Genomic DNA, 19,675 nt, shown 5'->3' on the forward strand with positions numbered 1-19,675 from the left:
GGTCAGAATGACCACAGCCAACTACCGACGGAGAGGCGAACGCGAGCAATGGGGGCACTGGAGTTCGCCGTACTGGGTCCGCTCAAGCTCACCGTCGACGGCGCCGACACCGCGGTCGGAACCCCCAAACTGCGGGCGTTGCTGGCCATGCTGGTGATCAACCGCAACCGACCCGTGGCCGTGGATTCCCTCATCGACGCGCTCTGGGGTGAATCCCCGCCGGCGGGAGCACGCACCAGCCTGCACTCCTATGTGTCGAACCTGCGCCGGCTGCTGACCCCGCACCACGTACTGGACAGTGTCCCCCCGGGCTACCGGCTGAAAGTCGCGGACACCGCCTGCGATCTGGACCGGTTCGCCGCCGACAAAGCCGCCGGTGTGCAGGCCGCCGCCGTCGGCGACTTCGAGACCGCGCGCCGTCGGCTGTCCACCGCCTTGCGGCACTGGCGCGGCCCGGTGCTGGAGGATCTGCGGGCGTTCTCGTTCGTCGGGCCGTTCGCCGCGGCGCTCGACGAGGAGCGGCTGACGGTCGCCACCCACCATGCCGAAGCGGAACTGGCGTGCGGCCGCGCCGCCGACGTCATCGGGGAGCTGGAACAGCTGGCTGTCGAAAACCCCTACCGCGAACCGATCTGGGTGCAACTCATCAGCGCCTACTACCTCACCGAGCGCCAGTCCGAGGCGCTGGCCGCCTATCAGCGGCTCAAAACCACACTCGCCGACGAGCTCGGCATCGATCCCGGGCCCACAGTGCAGGACCTGCACGGCAAGATCCTGCGCCAGCTCCCACTGGACATCCGCGGGCCCGCACGGGCAGCCGCCGGCGCCGAAACCGTGCTGGAGCAACGCACCCAGATCGACTCGGGCGCCGCGGTCGCCTGGCTGGTCGAGGCCACCGGCATCCGCCATCCGCTCAACAGCCTGGCCACCCGAATAGGTCGCCTCCCCGACAACGACATCGTGCTCGACGACGCGAAGGTCAGCCGGCACCACGCCGCCATCATCGACACCGGCACCGGCTTCGCGATCAACGACCTGCGATCGGCCAACGGCGTGGAGGTGGGCGCGCGACGGATTCAGGGCAGTGCACCATTGACCCATGGCGACCAGATCCGGATCTGTGGGCACGTCTTCACCTACGAGCATTCCACCGCTGGTCATCCCGACACCGAGCATCCCACCGGGTCGGCCGCCGATGCGTGATCGCGTCGCCGCCGCGAAGCGCCACCGATGAGCGACAGCGCGCGGGTCGGCTCCACACTGGGCCCCTATCGCCTCACCCGGCTCATCGGCCGTGGCGGCATGGGCGAGGTCTACGAAGCCGAAGACACCGTCAAAGGACGCGTGGTGGCGGTGAAACTTCTTCCCGAGACCCTGTCCCACGACCCGGTATTCCGCGAACGGCTGCAACGCGAGGCGCGCGCCGCGGGGCGACTGCAGGAGCCGCACGTCGTACCGATCCACGACTTCGGCGAGATCGACGGCCACCTGTTCGTCGACATGCGACTGATCGACGGTACCGACCTGGCCACCGTGCTCACCGGTGTCGGGGTGATGGAACCCGGGCGGGCGGTCTCGCTCATCGGGCAGGTCGCCGCGGCCCTGGACGCCGCACACGCCGCCGGAATCGCGCACCGCGACGTCAAACCCGAGAACATCCTCGTCACCTCCGGCGACTTCGCCTACCTCGTCGACTTCGGCATCGCCAGCGCGGCCACCGACCGGACCCTCACCGAAAAGGGTTCCACCATCGGCACCTACGCCTATATGGCGCCCGAGCGGTTCGGCGGCAAACCGGTGACGCCGAGCGTCGACGTCTACGCGCTGGCGTGTGTGCTCTACCAGTGCCTGACCGGTGCGCGCCCGTACCCGGCCGACAACGTCAGCACGCTCATCGCCGCACATCTGATGGAGACACCGCCCAAACCCAGCCACGTGCGACCGGGCATACCGGCCTCGCTGGACGCCGTCATCGCCAAGGGGATGGCCAAAAGCGCCGACGAGCGCTACCCGACAGCGGGTGCCCTGGCCCGCGCCGCCGAAGACGCACTGTCCGGTGCCCGGCCACCCGCCGACACCGTCGCCCACCATGCGCTGCCGACCGTCCCCGCCGCGCCGGTGCCGGAGCTTGCGGCCCCCGCGCGCCCCCGGGGGCGCCGCGCGCTGCTGATCGGCGGCGCCTTCGCCGTCGTCGCAGTCGTCGTCGCCGTCGGCGTCATCGCCTGGACGGTGGTCCCGTCGGCGGGGGACATGCGGTCAGCGTCGACGACCGTGACCGTCACCCGGGCTCCCGACGACGCCGGAGGTGTCCCCGCCACCGCCGCCGGTGTGCTGACCCCGGGGGAACGCGAACTGCTGGCCCTGGTCCCGGATGCAACGACATGCACGCCGAACAAGGACTGGGACAACGCCATCGCCGCGGTGGACTGCAAACCGACCGCGAGCGGAGACGGCCACGAACGCGGTTTCTATGCCCTCTACAGCGACCGCGACCAGCTGGAGGACGATTTCACCGCCGTGCTCACCGAGGATCAACTGACCGCCTGCCCCGGCGCCGGCGAGTCCCCCGTCGACTGGGACTACGGGGACAGCCCCGACACCCCCGAAGGCAAGCTGGCGTGCGGCTCCTTCGCCGGTCGGGCCGACATCGTCTGGACCAAGACCTCGGATCTGATGTTGGGAACCGCGCAGGGCAACGACATGAACGCGCTCTACAGCTGGTGGGTGGACTCCACGTAGCGGCCGAATCGGTGGCCTCAAGAATCCTCCAACAAAACGGCCAGACCGCACCGCGATCCTTCTCCGGTACCGCGCAACAGCGCCCGATCGAGGAGAAGGTCATGAAGCACCTCACCGTCACCGTCCGCTCCGTCACCGTCGCCGCACTCGTCGGCGCCGCCACCGTCGGCCTCGCCTGCGGCACCGCCACGGCGGCGTCGCCCGGCCGCTACGGCGACCCCGCGTACGCGACCGGCTTCTGGGTCGAGCAGACCCTCGACGACTGCTCGTTGATGGCCACCGCCGACGTGGTGGGGCAACTCACCGGATATCAGCCGTCCGAGGCCGAGATCGTCGCGCTGGCCGGCGCCACACCCAGCGCCCACCACCCGGGCGTGATCTACCTGCCGCCGGCGGACCCGGACGATCTGGACTCCGGCCATGGCACCGACTCCCGTGATCTGCCGATCCTGCTGGCCTACTACGGCATCGACTCGATCTACACCGACGACGACGTCGCCGACACCGTCGGCGCGCCCACGGGCATCGGTGCCCTTGAGGACGCCCTGGGCGCCGGACGCAGGGTGATCGCCGGCGTCAACGCCGAAACACTCTGGGACGTCGACGGCGACCGCACCATCGGGGACCACGATCTGGTGGTCACCGGGGTGGACGCCGGCGCCGGGGTGGTGCACCTCAACGACAGCGGCACCGAGGACGGCGCCGATGAGCAGGTGTCGCTCGCGGTGTTCGAGGCTGCCTGGCAGACCAGCGGTCACGACATGGTCATCACCGATCAGCCGGGCTGAGGGCGGTGGGAGACAGCTGGGCAGCGAACGTCGAGCGAAGTGCGGCCCGCGCGCGTACGCTGCCCTCAAGCGGTCGCCTCGGCGGCACAGGCGATCATGGGGGATCGGGGGGTCAATCGGTGCTTACAGCTCGTGTACTGGTGGAATTGGACGATCAGGTAGAGGGGATCAAGGCGACCGCCGCGCGGTTCGACCAAGGCACGTCCGCGCTGGCCTGGGAACTGGCCCAGCAACTCCGAATTCTGCTGCATGACGGCGCCGCCACACCGTCGCTGATCACCCGGGCCGGGCTCGGACAACTCACCTGGGTCGACACCGCCGGCGTGCCCAACCCGAAAACGCTGTGTTCGATCGCCGGGCTGACCCTGATGAGGATCCGCAGCCGGCACCACGGCGCCGAGGAATACGTCCCGAAGCTGGCCATGTACCCGCCGGTGCCGATCCGCACCAGAAGCGGCGACCACATCTTCAGCGGCTCCCGGATCCCGTTCGAGGAATGGTGGACCAACCCGGTCGTCATGGATGCCTGTGGCACGTTGTACTCCCGCAAGCAACTGGTGCTCGCGCTGGCCGGTGAAGGCGATCCCGAAGGCGATCTCGAAGTAGATGCCGCACACCGGGCGCTGGCCGGCAGTGCCTCGCTGGGCTGGGTGGTGCGCGGCGAGTCGTCCAGGCAGTTGTGCGGCAGCCCCGTCGTCGCCAGCATCCGCCAGATCGGCTACGAGACGCTGCGCTCGATCACCGAGCAGCGCGACATCATCGACGCCGCGGCGTAGCCCGGCCGTTATCGCTGCCGCGGCGTAGCCCGGCCGTTATCGCTGCCGCGGCGCAGCCCGGCCATCGTCCGGGCCATGCGTCCGGCTCCGATGCACGCACCGCCTCGGCGGTGGAGCCCCGCGCCGGCCGGCAAATCACGCAGGAAAGCCGGTCGACACGCAAAACGCGCCGCGTGGTAGCAGCCGATTATCGCCATCTGGTGACACCATGGACACCATGAGGCAAAGGATCCTGGTAGTCGACGACGACCCTTCGCTCGCCGAGATGCTCACCATCGTGCTGCGGGGGGAGGGTTTCGACACCGCCGTCATCGGTGACGGCACCCAGGCGCTGACCGCCGTGCGTGAACTCCGGCCCGACCTGGTGCTGCTCGACCTCATGCTGCCCGGCATGAACGGCATCGACGTCTGCCGGGTGCTGCGCGCGGACTCCGGGGTGCCGATCGTCATGCTGACCGCCAAGACCGACACCGTCGACGTGGTGCTCGGCCTGGAATCCGGCGCCGACGACTATGTGATGAAGCCGTTCAAGCCCAAGGAGCTGGTCGCCCGTGTGCGCGCGCGGCTGCGGCGCAACGAGGACGAACCCGCCGAACTGCTGTCCATCGCCGACGTCGACATCGACGTCCCGGCCCACAAGGTCACCCGGCAGGGCGAGCAGATTTCGCTGACCCCGCTGGAGTTCGACCTGCTGGTGGCGCTGGCACGTAAACCTCGACAGGTGTTTACTCGTGATGTGCTGCTCGAACAGGTGTGGGGTTACCGTCACCCCGCCGACACCCGTTTGGTGAACGTGCATGTCCAGCGGCTGCGGGCCAAGGTCGAGAAGGACCCGGAGAACCCGCAGGTGGTGCTGACCGTTCGAGGAGTGGGATACAAGGCCGGACCTCCGTGATCTCACCGCCCGCGGTGGCCGTGATCTCACCGCCCGCGGTGGCCGTGATCTCACCACCCGCGGTGGCCGTGATCTCACCACCCGCGGTGGCCGTGACCACCGGGAAGTCCGGGCGGTCACGGTGATCTTCGGTTCCCGCCGGCGCATCCACCGTCGGTCGGCCCCACTCCTCCGCGGACTCGGCGTGCTCGGCCGGGCGCTCAGCCTGGCCTGGCGGCGATCCCTGCAGCTGCGGGTTGTCACGCTGACGCTCGGGCTGTCGCTGGCCGTCATCCTGGTGCTCGGCTTCGTGCTGACCAGCCAGATCACCGACCGCATCCTGGAAGTCAAGGTGGAAGCGGCCACCGAAGAAATCGAACGCGCCCGCACCACCGTCAGCGGCATCGTCGGCGGCGAAGAGACCCGCTCACTCGACAGCAGCCTGCAGCTGGCCCGCAACACGCTCATCGACCGCAAGGCAGAGGCCGGCGCCGGTCTGGCCGGCACCTTCGACGCGGTACTCGTGGTGCCCGGCGACGGCCCCCGCGCCGCGACCGCCGCCGGTCCGGTCAACCAGATCCCGGATACGCTGCGCGACTTCGTCAAAGCCGGACAGGTCAGTTACCAGTACTCCACCGTGCACGCCGACGGGTTCTCCGGCCCGGCGCTGATCATCGGCAGCCCGACATCGTCGCCGGTCACCAACCTGGAGCTCTACCTGATCTTCCCGCTCAACAACGAAGACTCCACCATCGCCCTGGTGCGCGGGACCATGGCCACCGGCGGCGTAGTGCTGCTCGGCCTACTCGCCGCGATCGCCCTGCTGGTAGCCCGGCAGATCGTGCTGCCGGTGCGCTCGGCGTCGCGCATCGCCGAACGGTTCGCCGAGGGCCACCTGACCGAGCGCATGCCGGTCCGCGGCGAGGACGACATGGCGCGACTCGCCGTGTCGTTCAACGACATGGCCGAAAGCCTGCACCGTCAGATCACCCAGCTCGAAGAGTTCGGAAACCTGCAGCGCAGGTTCACCTCCGACGTCAGCCATGAGCTGCGGACCCCGCTGACGACGGTGCGGATGGCAGCCGACCTGATCCACGATCACGCCGAAGACCTCGACCCCGCGCTGCGACGCTCCACCGAACTGATGGTCAACGAACTCGACCGGTTCGAATCGCTGCTCAACGACCTGCTGGAGATCTCGCGCCACGACGCCGGCGTCGCCGAACTGGCCGTCGAGGCCGTCGACCTGCGCTCGATCGTGCAGAGCGCCCTGGACAACGTCGGGCACCTCGCCGAACAAGCCGGCGTCGAGATGATCGTCGACCTCCCGACCGACGACGTGATCGCCGAAGTCGACCCGCGCCGTGTCGAGCGCATCCTGCGCAACCTCATCGCCAACGCCATCGATCACGCCGAACACAAGCCGGTGCAGATCAGGATGGCCGCCGACGTCGATACCGTCGCCGTCACCGTCCGCGACTACGGAGTCGGGCTGCGCCCCGGCGAGGAGAAGCTGGTGTTCAGCAGGTTCTGGCGCGCGGATCCGTCCCGGGTGCGCCGCTCCGGCGGCACCGGCCTGGGCCTGGCCATCAGCATCGAGGACGCGCGGCTGCACCAGGGCCGGCTGGAAGCTTGGGGTGAACCGGGTAAGGGTGCCTGCTTCCGGCTCACCCTTCCGCTGGTGCGCGGCCACAAGGTCACCAGCAGCCCGCTGCCGGTCAAACCGATCGAAGTCTCCACACCCAGCTCGGGCCGCCGAAACCTGCGCGATCGCGAACCGGCAGGAGAAAGCGTGTGAGACGCATTGCTGCGCTGTGGCTTTGCGCGTTCATGGTCATGCTGACCGGCTGTGCCGGAGTGCCCAGCTCGTCATCTCCGCAGGCGATCGGCACCGTCGACCGGCCGCCGCCCCCGAGCCTGCCCAAACCCACGCCGGGCATGGACCCCGACATCCTGCTGCGCGAATTCCTCAAAGCGACCGCCGATCCGTCCAACCGCCACCTCGCCGCGCGCCAGTTTCTCACCGAGTCGGCCTCCAATGCCTGGGACGACGCCGGCAGTGCGCTGCTGATCGACAACGTCGTATTCGTCGAAACCCGGTCACCGGAACGGGTTCTGGTCACGATGCGGGCAGACATCCTGGGCTCGCTGTCCGATATGGGGGTCTTCGAGACAGGCGCCGGCGCCTTGCCGGACCCGGGCCCGATCGAACTGGTCAAGACATCGGACGGGTGGCGTATCGACCGACTGCCCAACGGTGTGTTCCTGGATTGGCAGCAGTTCCAGGCCACCTACAAACGACACACGCTGTACTTCGCCGACCCGACAGGTAAGACCGTCGTGCCCGACCCCCGCTACGTCGCGGTGTCCGAGCCGGACCAGTTGGCCACCGAGCTGGTCAGCAAGCTGATCGCCGGGCCGCGCCCGGAGATGGACAAGACGGTGCGCAACCTGCTCGGCCCGCCGCTGCGGCTGCGTGGACCGGTAACCCGCGCCGACGGTGGCAAGACCGGCATCGGGCGCGGGTACGGCGGCGCCCGCATCGACCTGGAGAACCTCTCCACCACCGATCCGCACAGCAGGCAACTGCTTGCCGCGCAACTGATCTGGACGTTGTCGCGGTCGGGGATCAACGGGCCGTACGTCATCAACGCCGACGGTGCCGCCCTCGACGACCGGTTCGCCGACGGATGGGACACCGCCGCCGTCGCGGCGACCGATCCCGGCGCCGTCGACGGGGCCGCCGCCGGCCTGCACGCCCTGGTGGGTGGCAGCCTGGTGCGGCTCGACGGACAGCGCGCGCCGCGGGTGCCGGGCCCCTTCGGTCAGATGCCCGGACAGACCGCGGCGTCACTGTCCCGGTCCGGCCAGGAAGTGGCCTCGATCGTGATGCTGCGCCCCGGCGCGCCCGACATGGCGTCGTCGCTGTGGGTGGGACCCCTGGGCGGCAACGCTTCTCAGGCCATGGATGCCCGCAGCCTGAGCCGGCCGAGCTGGTCGCTCGACGACGCGATCTGGGTTGTCGTCGACGGTAACAACGTGGTGCGCGTCATCCAGGACGCGTCAGGACAGCCGGCCCGCATCCCGGTCGACGCGAGCGCGGTGCTGACCCGATTCCCGGGTGCGATCGCCGAACTGCAGCTCTCGCGCGACGGCACCCGCGCGGCGATGGTGATCGAGGGAAGGATCGTGCTCGCCGGTGTCGAGCAGACCACCGACGGTAACTACGCACTGACCTATCCGCGTCGGCTCGGGTACGGCCTGGGAGAGACTGCGGTATCGCTGTCCTGGCGCACCGGCGACGATATCGTCGTCACCCGCAACGTTCCGCAGAACCCGGTGTCCTATGTCAACCTCGACGGGGTCAACTCCGATGGGCCGAGCCGAAACCTGCTGATGCCGGTCGGAACGGTGGTTGCCAATCCCGCAGCCGTCTACGTCGCCGACGGACGCGGCGTGCTGCAGCTGTCCGGTTCGGGGGCCGAGGACCCGGGATGGGCCGAGGTGCGTCCGTTGATGTTCGCCGGGGCGCTGCCCGTGCTGCCCGGCTGAGGACGGAAAGTTGTGCAGAACAATCCTGCGGCAACCACTTCGAGGAACACTGGACCTGCTGCCGGGACAGCCCTTCTGGCAGCAACTCCTACTTCGGGAAGAGGTTCGACATGGCGGTTGAAGTTCCACGCAAGACGGTGCTGGCCGGCGCGGGGGCGGGACTTGTGGCCGTGGCTGTTGCCGCGTGTTCACGCGGATCGGAGTCCTCGGGTTCGTCGGATTCCGGGGACGGTGCATCAGCGCCCGGTGGTTCGGCGCAAGGCGAGGCGCTGACGTCGACGACCGATGTGCCGGTCGGGTCGGGCGTCATCGTCGGACAGGTGGTGGTGACCCAGCCGGTCGCCGGTGACTTCCAGGCGTTCTCGGCGGTGTGCACCCACACCGGGTGTTTGATCAACGACGTCTCCGACGGCACCATCAACTGCCCCTGTCACGGCAGCAAGTTCAGCCTCGACGGCGCGGTGGTCAACGGTCCGGCGCAGCGGCCGTTGGAGCCGGTCGCCGTGACCGTACAAGGCGATTCGATCGTCGCCGAGTAGCGGCCGCCGCGAAAGTGCTCCTGCGGTAGGGCGCGTCGCCGCGAAAGTGCTCCTGCGGTAGCGCGCGTGCCGTCGGAGCTACCGTGACTGCACCCTCGCGGCTCAATCGGCGTCGAGCCCTCCCGCGAGGGTCTCGCGCACCTTTGGCGTCTTCGTCCGGCCGTCCTCCGCGAAAGTGCTTGTGCGGTAGCGTGCGTGCCCTCGGAGCTACCGTGAGTGCACTTTGGCGATGCGGCGGTGCGGCGATGCGGGAGGCGGCGGCGCGGGAGGCGGGCGGTGCGGTGCGGGAGCGGCGGTGGCGGGAGGCGTGGCTGTCGGACCTCGGAGGCACACTCGCACCCATGCTCGACCTGGTCCTTCCGTTGCAGTGTGGCGGGTGCGACGCTCCGGCCACCGCATGGTGTGAGGCATGCGCGCGCGACCTGAAGGTCAGGCCCGACGAACCCCACCTCGTCGTGCCGCGCCTGGACCCCGGCGTACCCGTGCTCTCCCTCGGCCGGTATGCCGGTCCGCGGCGCAAGGCCATCGTCGCGCTCAAGGAGCACGGTCGAGCCGACCTGCAGCGACCCCTCGCCGCTGCGCTGGGCACCGCGATCGTGCAGCTGCTCACCTGGGGCGTGCTCGACGCACCGCTGACGCTTGTGCCGGCTCCGACCCGTCGGTCGGCGGCCCGCCGCCGCGGCGGCGACCCCGTCACCCGCATCGCCCGCGCCGCCGCGACACCCGCCACCGCGACACCCGACCCGGGCGCCGGTAGACCTCTGCTGACCGTCGCGCCGGTCCTCCGCTTCACAGCGTTCACCCGCGACTCTGTCGGACTCTCGCCGGCCGCACGGCAGCGCAACGTCGCCGGCCGGGTACGGCTGGCCGCCCCCGTCACCGGCCCCGTCGTCATCGTCGACGACATCGTCACCACCGGCGCGACCGCCGCGGAGTCGGTCCGCGTCCTGCAAACAGCCGGTATCGAGGTCGTTGCTGTGCTGGCGCTGGCGCACGCCTGACCCGCGCCGACCCATTACTGCCGGATCAACCGGACGTGAAGAACTGAGAACAGGTCGGGCGAATCAGTGGCACGTCAGGTGAACAGCGACTACCGTCGGCACCAACCAACCGTGAACATTTCACGGCGGCACTCAGAAGCGAGATGCCGGTATCGCGCCAGCGATGGGAGGTGAGTAGTCGACACCTTGCACCGGCGAGTGGCGCGACCAGAATGCCCAGTCGGTGCGACGTCTGTTCAGTACGGCACGCACGGGGCGTGCGATCGCGAGAGAGAATCGAGTTGCCAAGTATGTCAAGTTATTCCGTGGACGCCGACAGCACGATTTTGATGGACCCCACCAATCCGGCAGGGTCGACTGACGCGACTCCCAACGCCGAGGTGGTGGTGAAAGGGCGCAATGTCGAGGTGCCCGATCACTTCCGCGTCTATGTCGCCGAGAAGTTGGCTCGTCTGGAACGATTCGACCGCACCATCTACCTCTTCGACGTCGAGCTCGATCACGAGAAGAACCGCCGCCAGCGCAAGAACTGTCAGCACGTGGAGATCACCGCCAAGGGTCGCGGACCCGTGGTGCGCGGTGAAGCCTGCGCCGACAGCTTCTACGCCGCCTTCGAAGGCGCGGTGAGCAAACTCGAGGCGAGGCTCCGCAAGAGCAAAGACCGCCGCAAGATCCACTACGGCGACAAGACCCCCACCTCGCTGCACGAGGCCTGTTCGCTCGACCACCTGGAGCGGGTGTTCGCCCCGCCCGTGCAGGAGACGGTGGCGACCGACGGTCAGGGCGTCGAGGCCGTCGACGACCACGAACCCGGGCGGGTCGTGCGTGTCAAGGAACACCCCGCCACGCCCATGACGGTCGACGATGCCCTCTACGAGATGGAACTCGTGGGCCACGACTTCTTCCTGTTCCACGACAAGGAAAGCGACCGGCCCTGCGTCGTCTACCGACGCCACGCGTTCGACTACGGGCTGATCAAGCTCGCCTGACCATCCTGCATCCACAAGACCGCGAAAACCCCCGGGAGCCGGTTCCCGGGGGTTTTCGTCGTCAGAACACGTCGGCGCGGAGATGCGCGACCAGCAATTTCGGCGCGTCACCTACGATGGTGTCCGTCTATTTGCGAAACGCATCCAGCGAGGAAAAAGGGTAGCCAGCGTGCTTTCGAAGTTGCTCCGTATCGGCGAGGGCCGCATGGTCAAGCGCCTCAAGGGGGTGGCTGACTATGTCAACACCCTGTCCGACGACATCGCGAAGCTCTCCGACGCTGAATTGCGGGCGAAGACCGACGAGTTCCGCGGACGCCTGGAGAGCGGCAAAGAGGACCTCGACGACATCATGCCCGAGGCCTTCGCCGTGGTCCGCGAGGCGGCCTGGCGGGTGCTCAACCAGCGCCACTTCGACGTCCAGATCATGGGCGGCGCCGCGCTGCACTTCGGCAACGTCGCGGAGATGAAGACCGGTGAGGGCAAGACCCTGACCTCGGTGCTGCCGGCCTACCTCAACGCGCTGCCCGGCAAGGGTGTGCACATCGTCACGGTCAACGAGTACCTGGCCAAACGCGACGCCGAGCAGATGGGTCGCGTGCACCGCTTCCTCGGCCTCGACGTCGACGTGATCCTCGGGACCCTGACCCCAGACCAGCGGCGCGCGGCCTACGCCGCCGACATCACCTACGGCACCAACTGGGAACTCGGTTTCGACTATCTGCGCGACAACATGGCGCTGCGCCTCGAAGACTGTGTCCAGCGCGGCCACAACTTCGCCATCGTCGACGAGGTCGACTCCATCCTGATCGACGAGGCCCGTACCCCGCTGATCATCTCCGGGCCCGCCGACGGCGGATCCAACTGGTACACCGAGTTCGCCCGCCTCGCCCCGCTGATGAAGGCCGATGTGCACTACGAGGTCGACATCAAGAAACGCGTCGTCGGCATCAACGAAGTGGGCGTCGAGTTCGTCGAGGACCAGCTCGGCATCGAGAACCTCTACGAGGCCGCCAACTCCCCGCTGATCAGCTACCTGAACAACGCCATCAAGGCCAAGGAGCTCTTCGAGCGCGACAAGCACTACATCGTCCGCAACGGCGAAGTCTTCATCGTCGACGAGTTCACCGGCCGCATGCTGGTGGGCCGGCGCTACAACGAGGGTCTGCACCAGGCCATCGAGGCCAAGGAACACGTCGAGATCAAGGCCGAGAACCAGACGGTCGCCCAGGTCACGCTGCAGAACTACTTCCGCATGTACGACAAGCTCGCGGGCATGACCGGTACCGCCGAGACCGAGGCCGCCGAGCTGCACGAGATCTACAAGCTGGGCGTGGTGCCGATCCCGACCAACCGGCCGATGATCCGCGCCGACCAGTCCGACCTGATCTACAAGACCGAAGAGGCCAAGTACATCGCGGTCGTCGACGACGTCACCGAACGCTACGAGAAGGGCCAGCCGGTCCTGATCGGTACGACCAGTGTGGAGCGCTCGGAGTTCCTGTCGCGCCAGTTCGAGAAGCGTCGCATCCCGCACAACGTGCTCAACGCGAAATTCCACGAGCAGGAGGCCGGCATCATCGCCGAGGCCGGTCGGCTCGGGGCGATCACGGTCGCCACCAACATGGCCGGCCGCGGTACCGACATCGTGCTCGGCGGCAACGTCGACTACCTGTTGGACCGGCGCCTGCGTCAGCGCGGCCTCGACCCGATCGAGACCCCCGACGAGTACGAGCAGGCCTGGCACGAAGAGCTGCCGGGCATCAAGGAGCAGGTCGCCGCCGAGGCCAAGGACGTGATCGCCGCCGGCGGGCTCTACGTGCTGGGCACCGAGCGGCACGAGTCCCGCCGCATCGACAACCAGCTGCGCGGCCGCTCCGGGCGTCAGGGCGACCCGGGCGAGTCGCGTTTCTACCTGTCGCTGGCCGACGAGCTGATGCGCCGCTTCAACGGCGCAACCCTGGAGACGCTGCTGACGCGGCTGAATCTGCCCGATGACGTGCCGATCGAGGCCAAGATGGTCTCGCGTGCCATCAAGAGCGCCCAAACCCAGGTCGAGCAGCAGAACTTCGACATCCGCAAGGAAGTTCTGAAGTACGACGAGGTGATGAACCAGCAGCGCAAGGTGGTCTACGCCGAGCGTCGCCGCATTCTGGAGGGGGAGAACCTCGCCGACCAGGCCCACAAGATCCTCGTCGACGTCATCACCGCCTACGTCAACGGTGCCACCGCCGAGGGGTACTCCGAGGACTGGGATCTCGAGACGCTGTGGGAGGGCCTCAAGCAGCTCTACCCGGTGGGCATCGATCACCACGACCTCATCGACTCCGACGCCGTGGGCGAGCCCGGCGAGCTGACCCGCGACGAGCTGCTGGCGGCGCTGATCACCGACGCCGAGCGCGCGTACGCCCAGCGTGAGCGCGAGATCGAGGAAATCGCCGGTGAAGGCGCGATGCGCCAGCTGGAGCGCAATGTGCTGCTCAACGTGCTGGACCGCAAGTGGCGCGAGCACCTCTACGAGATGGACTACCTGCGCGAGGGCATCGGTCTGCGCGGTCTGGCCCAGCAGCGGCCCGAGGTCGAATACGCGCGTGAGGGCTACGATATGTTCGTCGCGATGCTCGACGGCATGAAAGAGGAGTCGGTCGGCTTCCTGTTCAACGTCCAGGTCGAACGTGCGCCGGCAACGACGCCGGGGGTTGCCGCGCAGGCCGCTCCGGCCGGGCTCGCCGAGTTCGCCGCCGCGGCCGCGCAGCAGGCCCAGCAACAGACGGGGGCGGTGGCCACCAAGGAGCGTCCGGTGGTGCCGGCAGGATCTGGCGGGTTGCGCGCCAAGGGAATCGACGACAAATCCCAGCCGCTGACCTACACCGGTCCGTCCGAGGACGGTGGCGTCGAGGTCAAGCGGTCCGGCGGTGCGCCGTCGACCGGAGGCACCCGCAAGGAGCGCCGCGAGGCTGCCCGTCAGCAGCAGAAAGCCGGGCGGCACGCCAAGCGCCGCTGACCGCCCGCCGGGATCACCCGATGTCGAGGGCAGCGACGCGCCAGCTGTCCTGGTGACGCACGATGCGGGCGGCGATGGCGTGGACCCGTCCGCTGCGGGTGAATGACGCGAACACCTCCGCGGCGGTGACCCCGTCGTCGGCCGCTGCGCCGGATCCGGTGTCGACCGACCGGACCCGCACCCGTCGCAGCGTCGCGCTTCCGGTGCGCGGCGCCGCGGCCCGGGCGAGGACACAATCGATCAGCACCGGGGGCATCAGCGCGCGCAGTTGGGTGACGGGTCTGCGGCGGTCGATCACCTCGATCACCTGACGCAACACGGCCTCGGCGAACACCACGGCCGACCGGGGCGGCGCCGTTTCGGATGCCGGCGGCCGGTGGGCGGGTCGTGAATGTTGCGGTGTGCGGTGCAATGCGACGCCGGTCGGGGCGGCGCACCGCTGCGCCCGCGAGCCCAGCGGCAGTGCCGCGGGCTCATAGTCGACAACCGGCGAGATCTTCCACAGCTCAGGCGGTGCCGCGACGGCCGGGATTCGGGATGCGGTCATGCGTACTCTCCAACGGTCGAGGTGGATCTGCCGGAGAGTTGCAGACCGCTCCATGATCGCACGCACCGCGCGCACCCCGGAGCACCCGTTATGCGCGCGCTCACAAATTGCCGTTACCGTGACATGTTCCGACGTCGAGACATGTACGCGAGGGAGGCGGCGCCGCAGATGGTGACCAGGTTGTCGGCGTCCGATGCCTCCTTCTACCGGTTGGAGAACTCGGCGACGCCGATGTACGTCGGCTCGTTGCAGATCCTGCGCAAGCCGCGCCACGGGCTGAGCTACGAGACCCTGCTCGCCACCGTCGAGCAGCGACTGCCGCAGATACCGCGCTACCGGCAGAAAGTGCGGGAGGTGACCCTGGGCCTGGCCCGTCCGGTCTGGGTCGACGACCGCGACTTCGACATCACCTACCACGTCCGGCGATCCGCGCTGCCGTCGCCGGGTAGCGACGCCCAGCTGCACGATCTGGTGGCCCGACTCGGATCGCGGCCGCTGGACAAGTCGCGGCCGCTGTGGGAGATGTACCTCGTCGAAGGGCTGGCCAAGAACCGGGTCGCGATCTACACCAAATCCCATCAGGCGCTCGTCAACGGGATGTCGGCGCTGGAAATCGGGCACGTCATCGCCGACCGCACCCAGAAGCCACCCGAGTTCGGGGAAGACATCTGGATCCCGGGCCGCGAACCCAGCGACCGACAGCTGCTGGTGGGGGCCTTGGGGGAATGGGTCATGCGGCCGACGGCGCAGGCCGCCGCCGTGCGCTCGGCGGTGACCGAGGCCGTCACCAACACCGGTGAACTCGTCGAGCTGGGACGTCGGGTCGCCGACCTGGCCCGCACCGTCGCCCGCGGCGCGGCGCCGAACAGCCCGCTGAACACCACGGTGTCGCGGAATCGGCGGTTCTCGGTGGCCGCGGGCAGCCTCGACGAGTTCAGGATCGTGCGTGCCCGCTACGACTGCGACGTCAACGATGTGGTGCTGGCCATGGTCGCCGGCGCGCTGCGCAACTGGCTGCTCTCGCGCGGAGAACCGGTGACCGCGTCGACCACGGTGCGCGCGATGGCGCCGATGTCGGTGTATCCCGACGCCGAGATCGACTCCACCGGCCCGGGGCAGGCGATCGGCGAGGTCGCCCCGTTCCTGGTCGATCTTCCGGTCGGTGAGGCGAACCCGGTGGTCAGGCTGTCGCAGATCTCCCATGCCACCGAGACGCACCCGACCGCGGCCAGCCTGGTCGACGCCCGGACCATCATCACGTTGTCCGGATTCGCGCCGCCCACACTGCACGCCATGGGCATCCGGGTGGCTACCAGTTTCTCGGCGCGGCTGTTCAACCTGCTGATCACGAATGCCCCGGGAGCCCAGAACCAGATGTACATCGCCGGCACCAAACTGCTGGAGACCTACGCGGTGCCGCCGCTGCTGCACAACCAGACCCTCGCCATCGGAGTGACGTCCTACAACGGGATGCTGTACTTCGGCATCAACGCCGACCGTGATGCGATGAGCGACGTCGATATGCTGCCCAGCCTGCTGCGGGAATCGCTCGACGAGCTCGTGGAGGCGGCGAAATGACGCGTCGGTAGCTGTCCGTGAATTGACGTGCGGACGCCAACGGGAGTCGAATAGCTGTGATGTCGACTTCTGAAGAAGAGATAACCGCCAAGACCGAGCGCAAACCGATCAACCATCCGGTGTTGGGGATACCGCGCGACGACGGGCCCGCCACGGAGTCCCGCGGCATCGACTGGGTGGTCTTCGGAGTCACCGCGGTCATCGCCGCCTGCTTTTTGACCTGGGGTTTTCTGAACACCGAGTCGCTCGCCGGTGCCGCGGACACGGCGCTGACCTGGGTGATGACCAACACGGGTTGGCTGTTCGTGCTCTCGACGTCGATGTTCGTCGTCTTCGTGCTGTGGCTGGCGTTGGGCCGCTACGGCACGATCCCGCTGGGCCGCGACGACGAGGAACCCGAGTTCAACGGTGTGTCGTGGGTGGCGATGATGTTCAGCGCCGGCATGGGCATCGGGTTGATGTTCTTCGGGGTGGTCGAACCGCTGTCCCATCTGAGCACGCCGCCACCGGGCACCGGGGCCGAAGGCGGTCCCGACGCGGTCCAGAACGCGATGGCCACCACGCTGTTCCACTGGACGCTGCACCCGTGGGCGATCTACGCCGTCGTCGGGCTGGCCATCGCCTACGGTGTGTACCGCAAGGGTCGGTTGCAGCTGGTCAGCGCCGCGTTCGAACCACTGCTGGGGTCGCGGGCCAACGGTCCGTGGGGCAAGGTCATCGACATGCTGGCGATCTTCGCCACGCTGTTCGGCTCGGCGGCCTCGCTCGGGCTGGGTGCCCTGCAGATCCGCAGCGGTCTGCAGATCGTCGGCGGCATCGGCGAGACCGGCAACGCCATCCTGATCATCATCATCGCGGTGCTGACCGCGGCCTTCGTGGTCTCGGCGGTCTCGGGGGTGGCAAAAGGCATCCAGTGGCTGTCGAACATCAACATGGTGCTGGCGATGGTGCTGGCGCTGTTCGTGTTCGTCGTCGGCCCGACGATCTTCATCCTCAACCTGCTGCCCACCGCGGTGGGGAGCTACTTCGCCGACCTCGCCGAGATGGCGGCCCGCACCGGGGCCGAGGGCCCCGACGTCGAGGTGTGGCTGCAGTCCTGGACGGTCTTCTACTGGGCGTGGTGGGTGTCGTGGGCGCCGTTCGTCGGCGTGTTCATCGCGCGGATCTCGCGGGGGCGCACCATCCGGCAGTTCGTCACCGGTGTGCTGCTGATTCCCAGCGCGGTGTCCCTGGTCTGGTTCGCGGTGCTGGGCGGTTCGGCGATGAACGTCCAACAGGAGGGCACCGATCTGGCCGGCGAGGGTGGGGCTGAGCAGCAGCTGTTCACGCTGCTCGACCAGTTCCCGCTGGCGACGGTCGCCAGCGTCCTAGTGATGCTGCTGGTCGCGATCTTCTTCGTCACCGGCGCCGACTCTGCCTCGATCGTGATGGGCTCGCTGTCCCAGCGGGGCACCATTCGACCCCGCTGGGGTGTGGTGGTGTTCTGGGGCGTGGCCACCGGTTCGGTGGCCGCGGTCATGCTGCTGGTGGGCGGCGAGGACGCGCTGACCGGGTTGCAGACCATCACCATCGTGGCTGCGCTGCCGTTCCTGCTGGTGATGATCGGGCTGGCGGTGTCGCTGGTCAAGGATCTGCGGCAGGATCCGGCGGTGGTCCGGCGGCAGTACGCCACCGAGGCGATCAAGACCGCGGTGATCACCGGCGTCACCCGGCACGGCGACGACTTCGTCATCTCGGTGGAGAAGGACCCCGACGCCGACGACGACGAACCATCCGCATCGCGCTGAGGTGATCCCGAATGGCCAAGACAAAGACGAGAACAAAGGCGAGGAAGCTCCCCAACGACGTGTACCAGGCCGAACTGTTCCGTCTGCAAACGGAATTGGTGAAGCTGCAGGAATGGGTACGGGCCACCGGCGCTCGCGTCGTCATCGTCTTCGAGGGGCGCGACGCCGCGGGTAAGGGTGGGACGATCAAACGGATCACCGAGTACCTGAGCCCCCGCATCGCGCGGATCGCGGCGTTGCCTGCACCGTCGGATCGCGAACGGGGGCAATGGTATTACCAGCGCTACATCGCGCACCTGCCCGCCAAAGGCGAGATCGTGTTGTTCGACCGGTCCTGGTACAACCGCGCGGGCGTGGAGAAGGTGATGGGTTTTTGCACCCCGGCCGAGCACGCCCTGTTCCTGCGCCAGACGCCGATTTTGGAGCAGATGCTGATCGAAGACGGTGTGCTGCTGCGCAAGTACTGGTTCTCGGTGTCCGAAGAGGAGCAACTGCGGCGTTTCCGCTCCCGGCTCAAAGACCCGGTGCGGCAATGGAAACTGTCGCCGATGGACCTGGAGTCGGTGTACCGCTGGGAGGACTACTCGCGAGCCAAGGACGAGGCGATGGTGCACACCGACACCCCGATGAGCCCGTGGTTCATCGTGGAGTCCGACATCAAGAAGCACGCGCGGCTCAACATGATCGCCCACCTGCTGTCCACCATCGACTACGTCGACGTCGAACGCCCGACGGTCAAGCTGCCCAAGAAGCCGGTGCGCAGCGGTAACTACCGCCGCGCGGCCCGGGAGTTGTCGACCTATGTCGACGATCACGCCGCGACATTGATGGGTGACATCGAGTAAGGCGGCTACTCTCGGCTCGTGCGCGTCTACGTCCCCGCAACGCTGACCATGCTGCAGCGCCTGATCACCGACGAAACCCTGCGTCCGGTCAACGGGACCGCCTTCGCGGTGACGCCGACGCTGCGCGAGGCCTACGCCGAGGGGGACGAGGACGAGCTCGCCGACGTCGCCCTGCGGGAGGCCGCGATGGCGTCGCTGCGTCTTCTCGATCACGAGGGTCTCCTCGATCACGAGGGTGGTGGCGATCACGAGGGTGGTGGCGATCTGCCGCCCCGGCGGGTGGTCATCGAGGCCGACGTCGACGACGAGACCGACGGCGTCACCGTGCGGCCTGATCTCGACGACGCCGTCGTGCGGATGACCGGCGACGTCGCGATCGGCCGGGTGATCGCGGCCTACGTCGACACGGCCGCGGCCGAGCCCGCAGTACTGGCCGCCGTGGCGGTGATCGACGAGGCCGATCTCGGTGACGAGGACGCCGAGCTGACGGTCGGCGACGCCCAGGACCACGACCTGGCGTGGTACGCGCCACAGGAGCTTCCGTTCCTGTTGGAGCTGCTCTGAGTGCTGGATACGGTAGCGTAAGTTACGGTACCGTAGGTTCACGCGTCGCGTTGATGGGTAGCCACTCACAGCCACCGCAAGCCGGGTAGGAGCCA

The 19,675-nt window shown here is 68.1% G+C and carries 17 protein-coding genes; 16 read left to right on the top strand and 1 reads right to left on the bottom strand.

What is annotated here, in order from left to right:
- The first annotated feature begins 48 nt into the window (after positions 1–48).
- The 12 genes from ACNUDN_RS07905 (at position 49) to secA (ending at position 14,259) form a co-directional block, all read left to right on the top strand.
- On the top strand, positions 49–1,203 hold the full coding sequence (locus ACNUDN_RS07905) for a BTAD domain-containing putative transcriptional regulator (RefSeq protein ID WP_419121431.1): 1,155 nt from the start codon (positions 49–51) through the stop codon (positions 1,201–1,203).
- Positions 1,204–1,230: 27 nt separating this feature from the next.
- The gene (locus tag ACNUDN_RS07910) at positions 1,231–2,739 is read left to right on the top strand and encodes a serine/threonine-protein kinase (protein WP_419121432.1); all 1,509 of its coding nucleotides are present in this window, start codon (positions 1,231–1,233) and stop codon (positions 2,737–2,739) included.
- A gap of 101 nt (positions 2,740–2,840) precedes the next feature.
- A complete protein-coding gene (locus ACNUDN_RS07915; protein ID WP_419121433.1) occupies positions 2,841–3,527 on the top strand; it encodes a cysteine peptidase family C39 domain-containing protein in 687 nt (228 codons plus the stop codon).
- Between the two features lie 140 nt (positions 3,528–3,667).
- Entirely contained in the window at positions 3,668–4,303 is a 636-nt protein-coding gene (locus tag ACNUDN_RS07920; RefSeq protein ID WP_419121434.1) for a hypothetical protein, read from the top strand.
- 208 nt (positions 4,304–4,511) lie between these two features.
- Positions 4,512–5,198, top strand: a complete 687-nt coding sequence (mtrA, locus tag ACNUDN_RS07925) for a two-component system response regulator MtrA (protein ID WP_024448556.1) — start codon at positions 4,512–4,514, stop codon at positions 5,196–5,198.
- Positions 5,195–5,323 carry a hypothetical protein gene (locus ACNUDN_RS07930; RefSeq protein WP_419125350.1) on the top strand — a complete coding sequence of 43 codons (129 nt, stop codon included), beginning with the start codon at positions 5,195–5,197 and terminating at the stop codon, positions 5,321–5,323. The genes mtrA and ACNUDN_RS07930 overlap by 4 nt, the downstream gene beginning before the upstream one ends.
- Positions 5,320–6,975: an MtrAB system histidine kinase MtrB gene (gene mtrB, locus ACNUDN_RS07935; RefSeq protein WP_419121435.1), complete on the top strand. Its 1,656-nt coding sequence runs from the start codon at positions 5,320–5,322 to the stop codon at positions 6,973–6,975. Before ACNUDN_RS07930 ends, mtrB begins: the two co-directional genes overlap by 4 nt.
- Positions 6,976–6,980: 5 nt before the next feature.
- Positions 6,981–8,729 (top strand): MtrAB system accessory lipoprotein LpqB, encoded by a 1,749-nt coding sequence (gene lpqB / locus ACNUDN_RS07940; protein WP_419125060.1) that lies wholly within the window; start codon positions 6,981–6,983, stop codon positions 8,727–8,729.
- Positions 8,730–8,839: 110 nt separating this feature from the next.
- Positions 8,840–9,268 (top strand): QcrA and Rieske domain-containing protein, encoded by a 429-nt coding sequence (locus tag ACNUDN_RS07945; protein ID WP_419121436.1) that lies wholly within the window; start codon positions 8,840–8,842, stop codon positions 9,266–9,268.
- A gap of 341 nt (positions 9,269–9,609) precedes the next feature.
- Positions 9,610–10,269 (top strand): ComF family protein, encoded by a 660-nt coding sequence (locus tag ACNUDN_RS07950; RefSeq protein ID WP_419125061.1) that lies wholly within the window; start codon positions 9,610–9,612, stop codon positions 10,267–10,269.
- Positions 10,270–10,598: 329 nt separating this feature from the next.
- Complete coding sequence (gene hpf, locus ACNUDN_RS07955; protein ID WP_419125062.1) at positions 10,599–11,258, top strand: ribosome hibernation-promoting factor, HPF/YfiA family; 660 nt, start codon at positions 10,599–10,601, stop codon at positions 11,256–11,258.
- 169 nt (positions 11,259–11,427) lie between these two features.
- On the top strand, positions 11,428–14,259 hold the full coding sequence (gene secA / locus ACNUDN_RS07960) for a preprotein translocase subunit SecA (RefSeq protein ID WP_419121437.1): 2,832 nt from the start codon (positions 11,428–11,430) through the stop codon (positions 14,257–14,259).
- A gap of 13 nt (positions 14,260–14,272) precedes the next feature.
- Here secA and ACNUDN_RS07965 read toward each other — a convergent pair whose 3' ends face one another.
- A complete protein-coding gene (locus ACNUDN_RS07965; protein ID WP_419121438.1) occupies positions 14,273–14,806 on the bottom strand; it encodes an Rv3235 family protein in 534 nt (177 codons plus the stop codon).
- A gap of 168 nt (positions 14,807–14,974) precedes the next feature.
- On the opposite strand from ACNUDN_RS07965, the gene ACNUDN_RS07970 reads away from it, so the two are divergent.
- The 4 genes from ACNUDN_RS07970 to ACNUDN_RS07985 are packed head-to-tail and all read left to right on the top strand — an operon-like array spanning position 14,975 to position 19,580.
- On the top strand, positions 14,975–16,384 hold the full coding sequence (locus ACNUDN_RS07970) for a WS/DGAT/MGAT family O-acyltransferase (RefSeq protein WP_419125063.1): 1,410 nt from the start codon (positions 14,975–14,977) through the stop codon (positions 16,382–16,384).
- A gap of 59 nt (positions 16,385–16,443) precedes the next feature.
- The gene (locus ACNUDN_RS07975) at positions 16,444–18,171 is read left to right on the top strand and encodes a BCCT family transporter (RefSeq protein WP_419121439.1); all 1,728 of its coding nucleotides are present in this window, start codon (positions 16,444–16,446) and stop codon (positions 18,169–18,171) included.
- Between the two features lie 11 nt (positions 18,172–18,182).
- Complete coding sequence (ppk2, locus tag ACNUDN_RS07980) at positions 18,183–19,016, top strand: polyphosphate kinase 2 (protein ID WP_419121440.1); 834 nt, start codon at positions 18,183–18,185, stop codon at positions 19,014–19,016.
- Between the two features lie 18 nt (positions 19,017–19,034).
- Complete coding sequence (locus tag ACNUDN_RS07985) at positions 19,035–19,580, top strand: DUF6912 family protein (RefSeq protein ID WP_419121441.1); 546 nt, start codon at positions 19,035–19,037, stop codon at positions 19,578–19,580.
- Positions 19,581–19,675: the final 95 nt, after the last annotated feature.

Origin of the sequence: Mycobacterium sp. smrl_JER01 (genome assembly GCF_048513595.2) — a bacterium.
Classification (GTDB): domain Bacteria; phylum Actinomycetota; class Actinomycetes; order Mycobacteriales; family Mycobacteriaceae; genus Mycobacterium.

What these genes read in the sequence shown, in the direction of transcription:
- ACNUDN_RS07905 (WP_419121431.1), top strand. Translation starts at nt 49, where the DNA reads ATGGGGGCACTGGAGTTCGCCGTACTGGGTCCGCTCAAGCTCACCGTC.
- ACNUDN_RS07910 (WP_419121432.1), top strand. Translation starts at nt 1,231, where the DNA reads ATGAGCGACAGCGCGCGGGTCGGCTCCACACTGGGCCCCTATCGCCTC.
- ACNUDN_RS07915 (WP_419121433.1), top strand. Translation starts at nt 2,841, where the DNA reads ATGAAGCACCTCACCGTCACCGTCCGCTCCGTCACCGTCGCCGCACTC.
- mtrA (WP_024448556.1), top strand. Translation starts at nt 4,512, where the DNA reads ATGGACACCATGAGGCAAAGGATCCTGGTAGTCGACGACGACCCTTCG.
- ACNUDN_RS07945 (WP_419121436.1), top strand. Translation starts at nt 8,840, where the DNA reads ATGGCGGTTGAAGTTCCACGCAAGACGGTGCTGGCCGGCGCGGGGGCG.
- ACNUDN_RS07950 (WP_419125061.1), top strand. Translation starts at nt 9,610, where the DNA reads ATGCTCGACCTGGTCCTTCCGTTGCAGTGTGGCGGGTGCGACGCTCCG.
- hpf (WP_419125062.1), top strand. Translation starts at nt 10,599, where the DNA reads ATGGACCCCACCAATCCGGCAGGGTCGACTGACGCGACTCCCAACGCC.
- ACNUDN_RS07965 (WP_419121438.1), bottom strand. Translation starts at nt 14,806, where the DNA reads ATGACCGCATCCCGAATCCCGGCCGTCGCGGCACCGCCTGAGCTGTGG.
- ACNUDN_RS07970 (WP_419125063.1), top strand. Translation starts at nt 14,975, where the DNA reads ATGGTGACCAGGTTGTCGGCGTCCGATGCCTCCTTCTACCGGTTGGAG.
- ACNUDN_RS07975 (WP_419121439.1), top strand. Translation starts at nt 16,444, where the DNA reads ATGTCGACTTCTGAAGAAGAGATAACCGCCAAGACCGAGCGCAAACCG.
- ppk2 (WP_419121440.1), top strand. Translation starts at nt 18,183, where the DNA reads ATGGCCAAGACAAAGACGAGAACAAAGGCGAGGAAGCTCCCCAACGAC.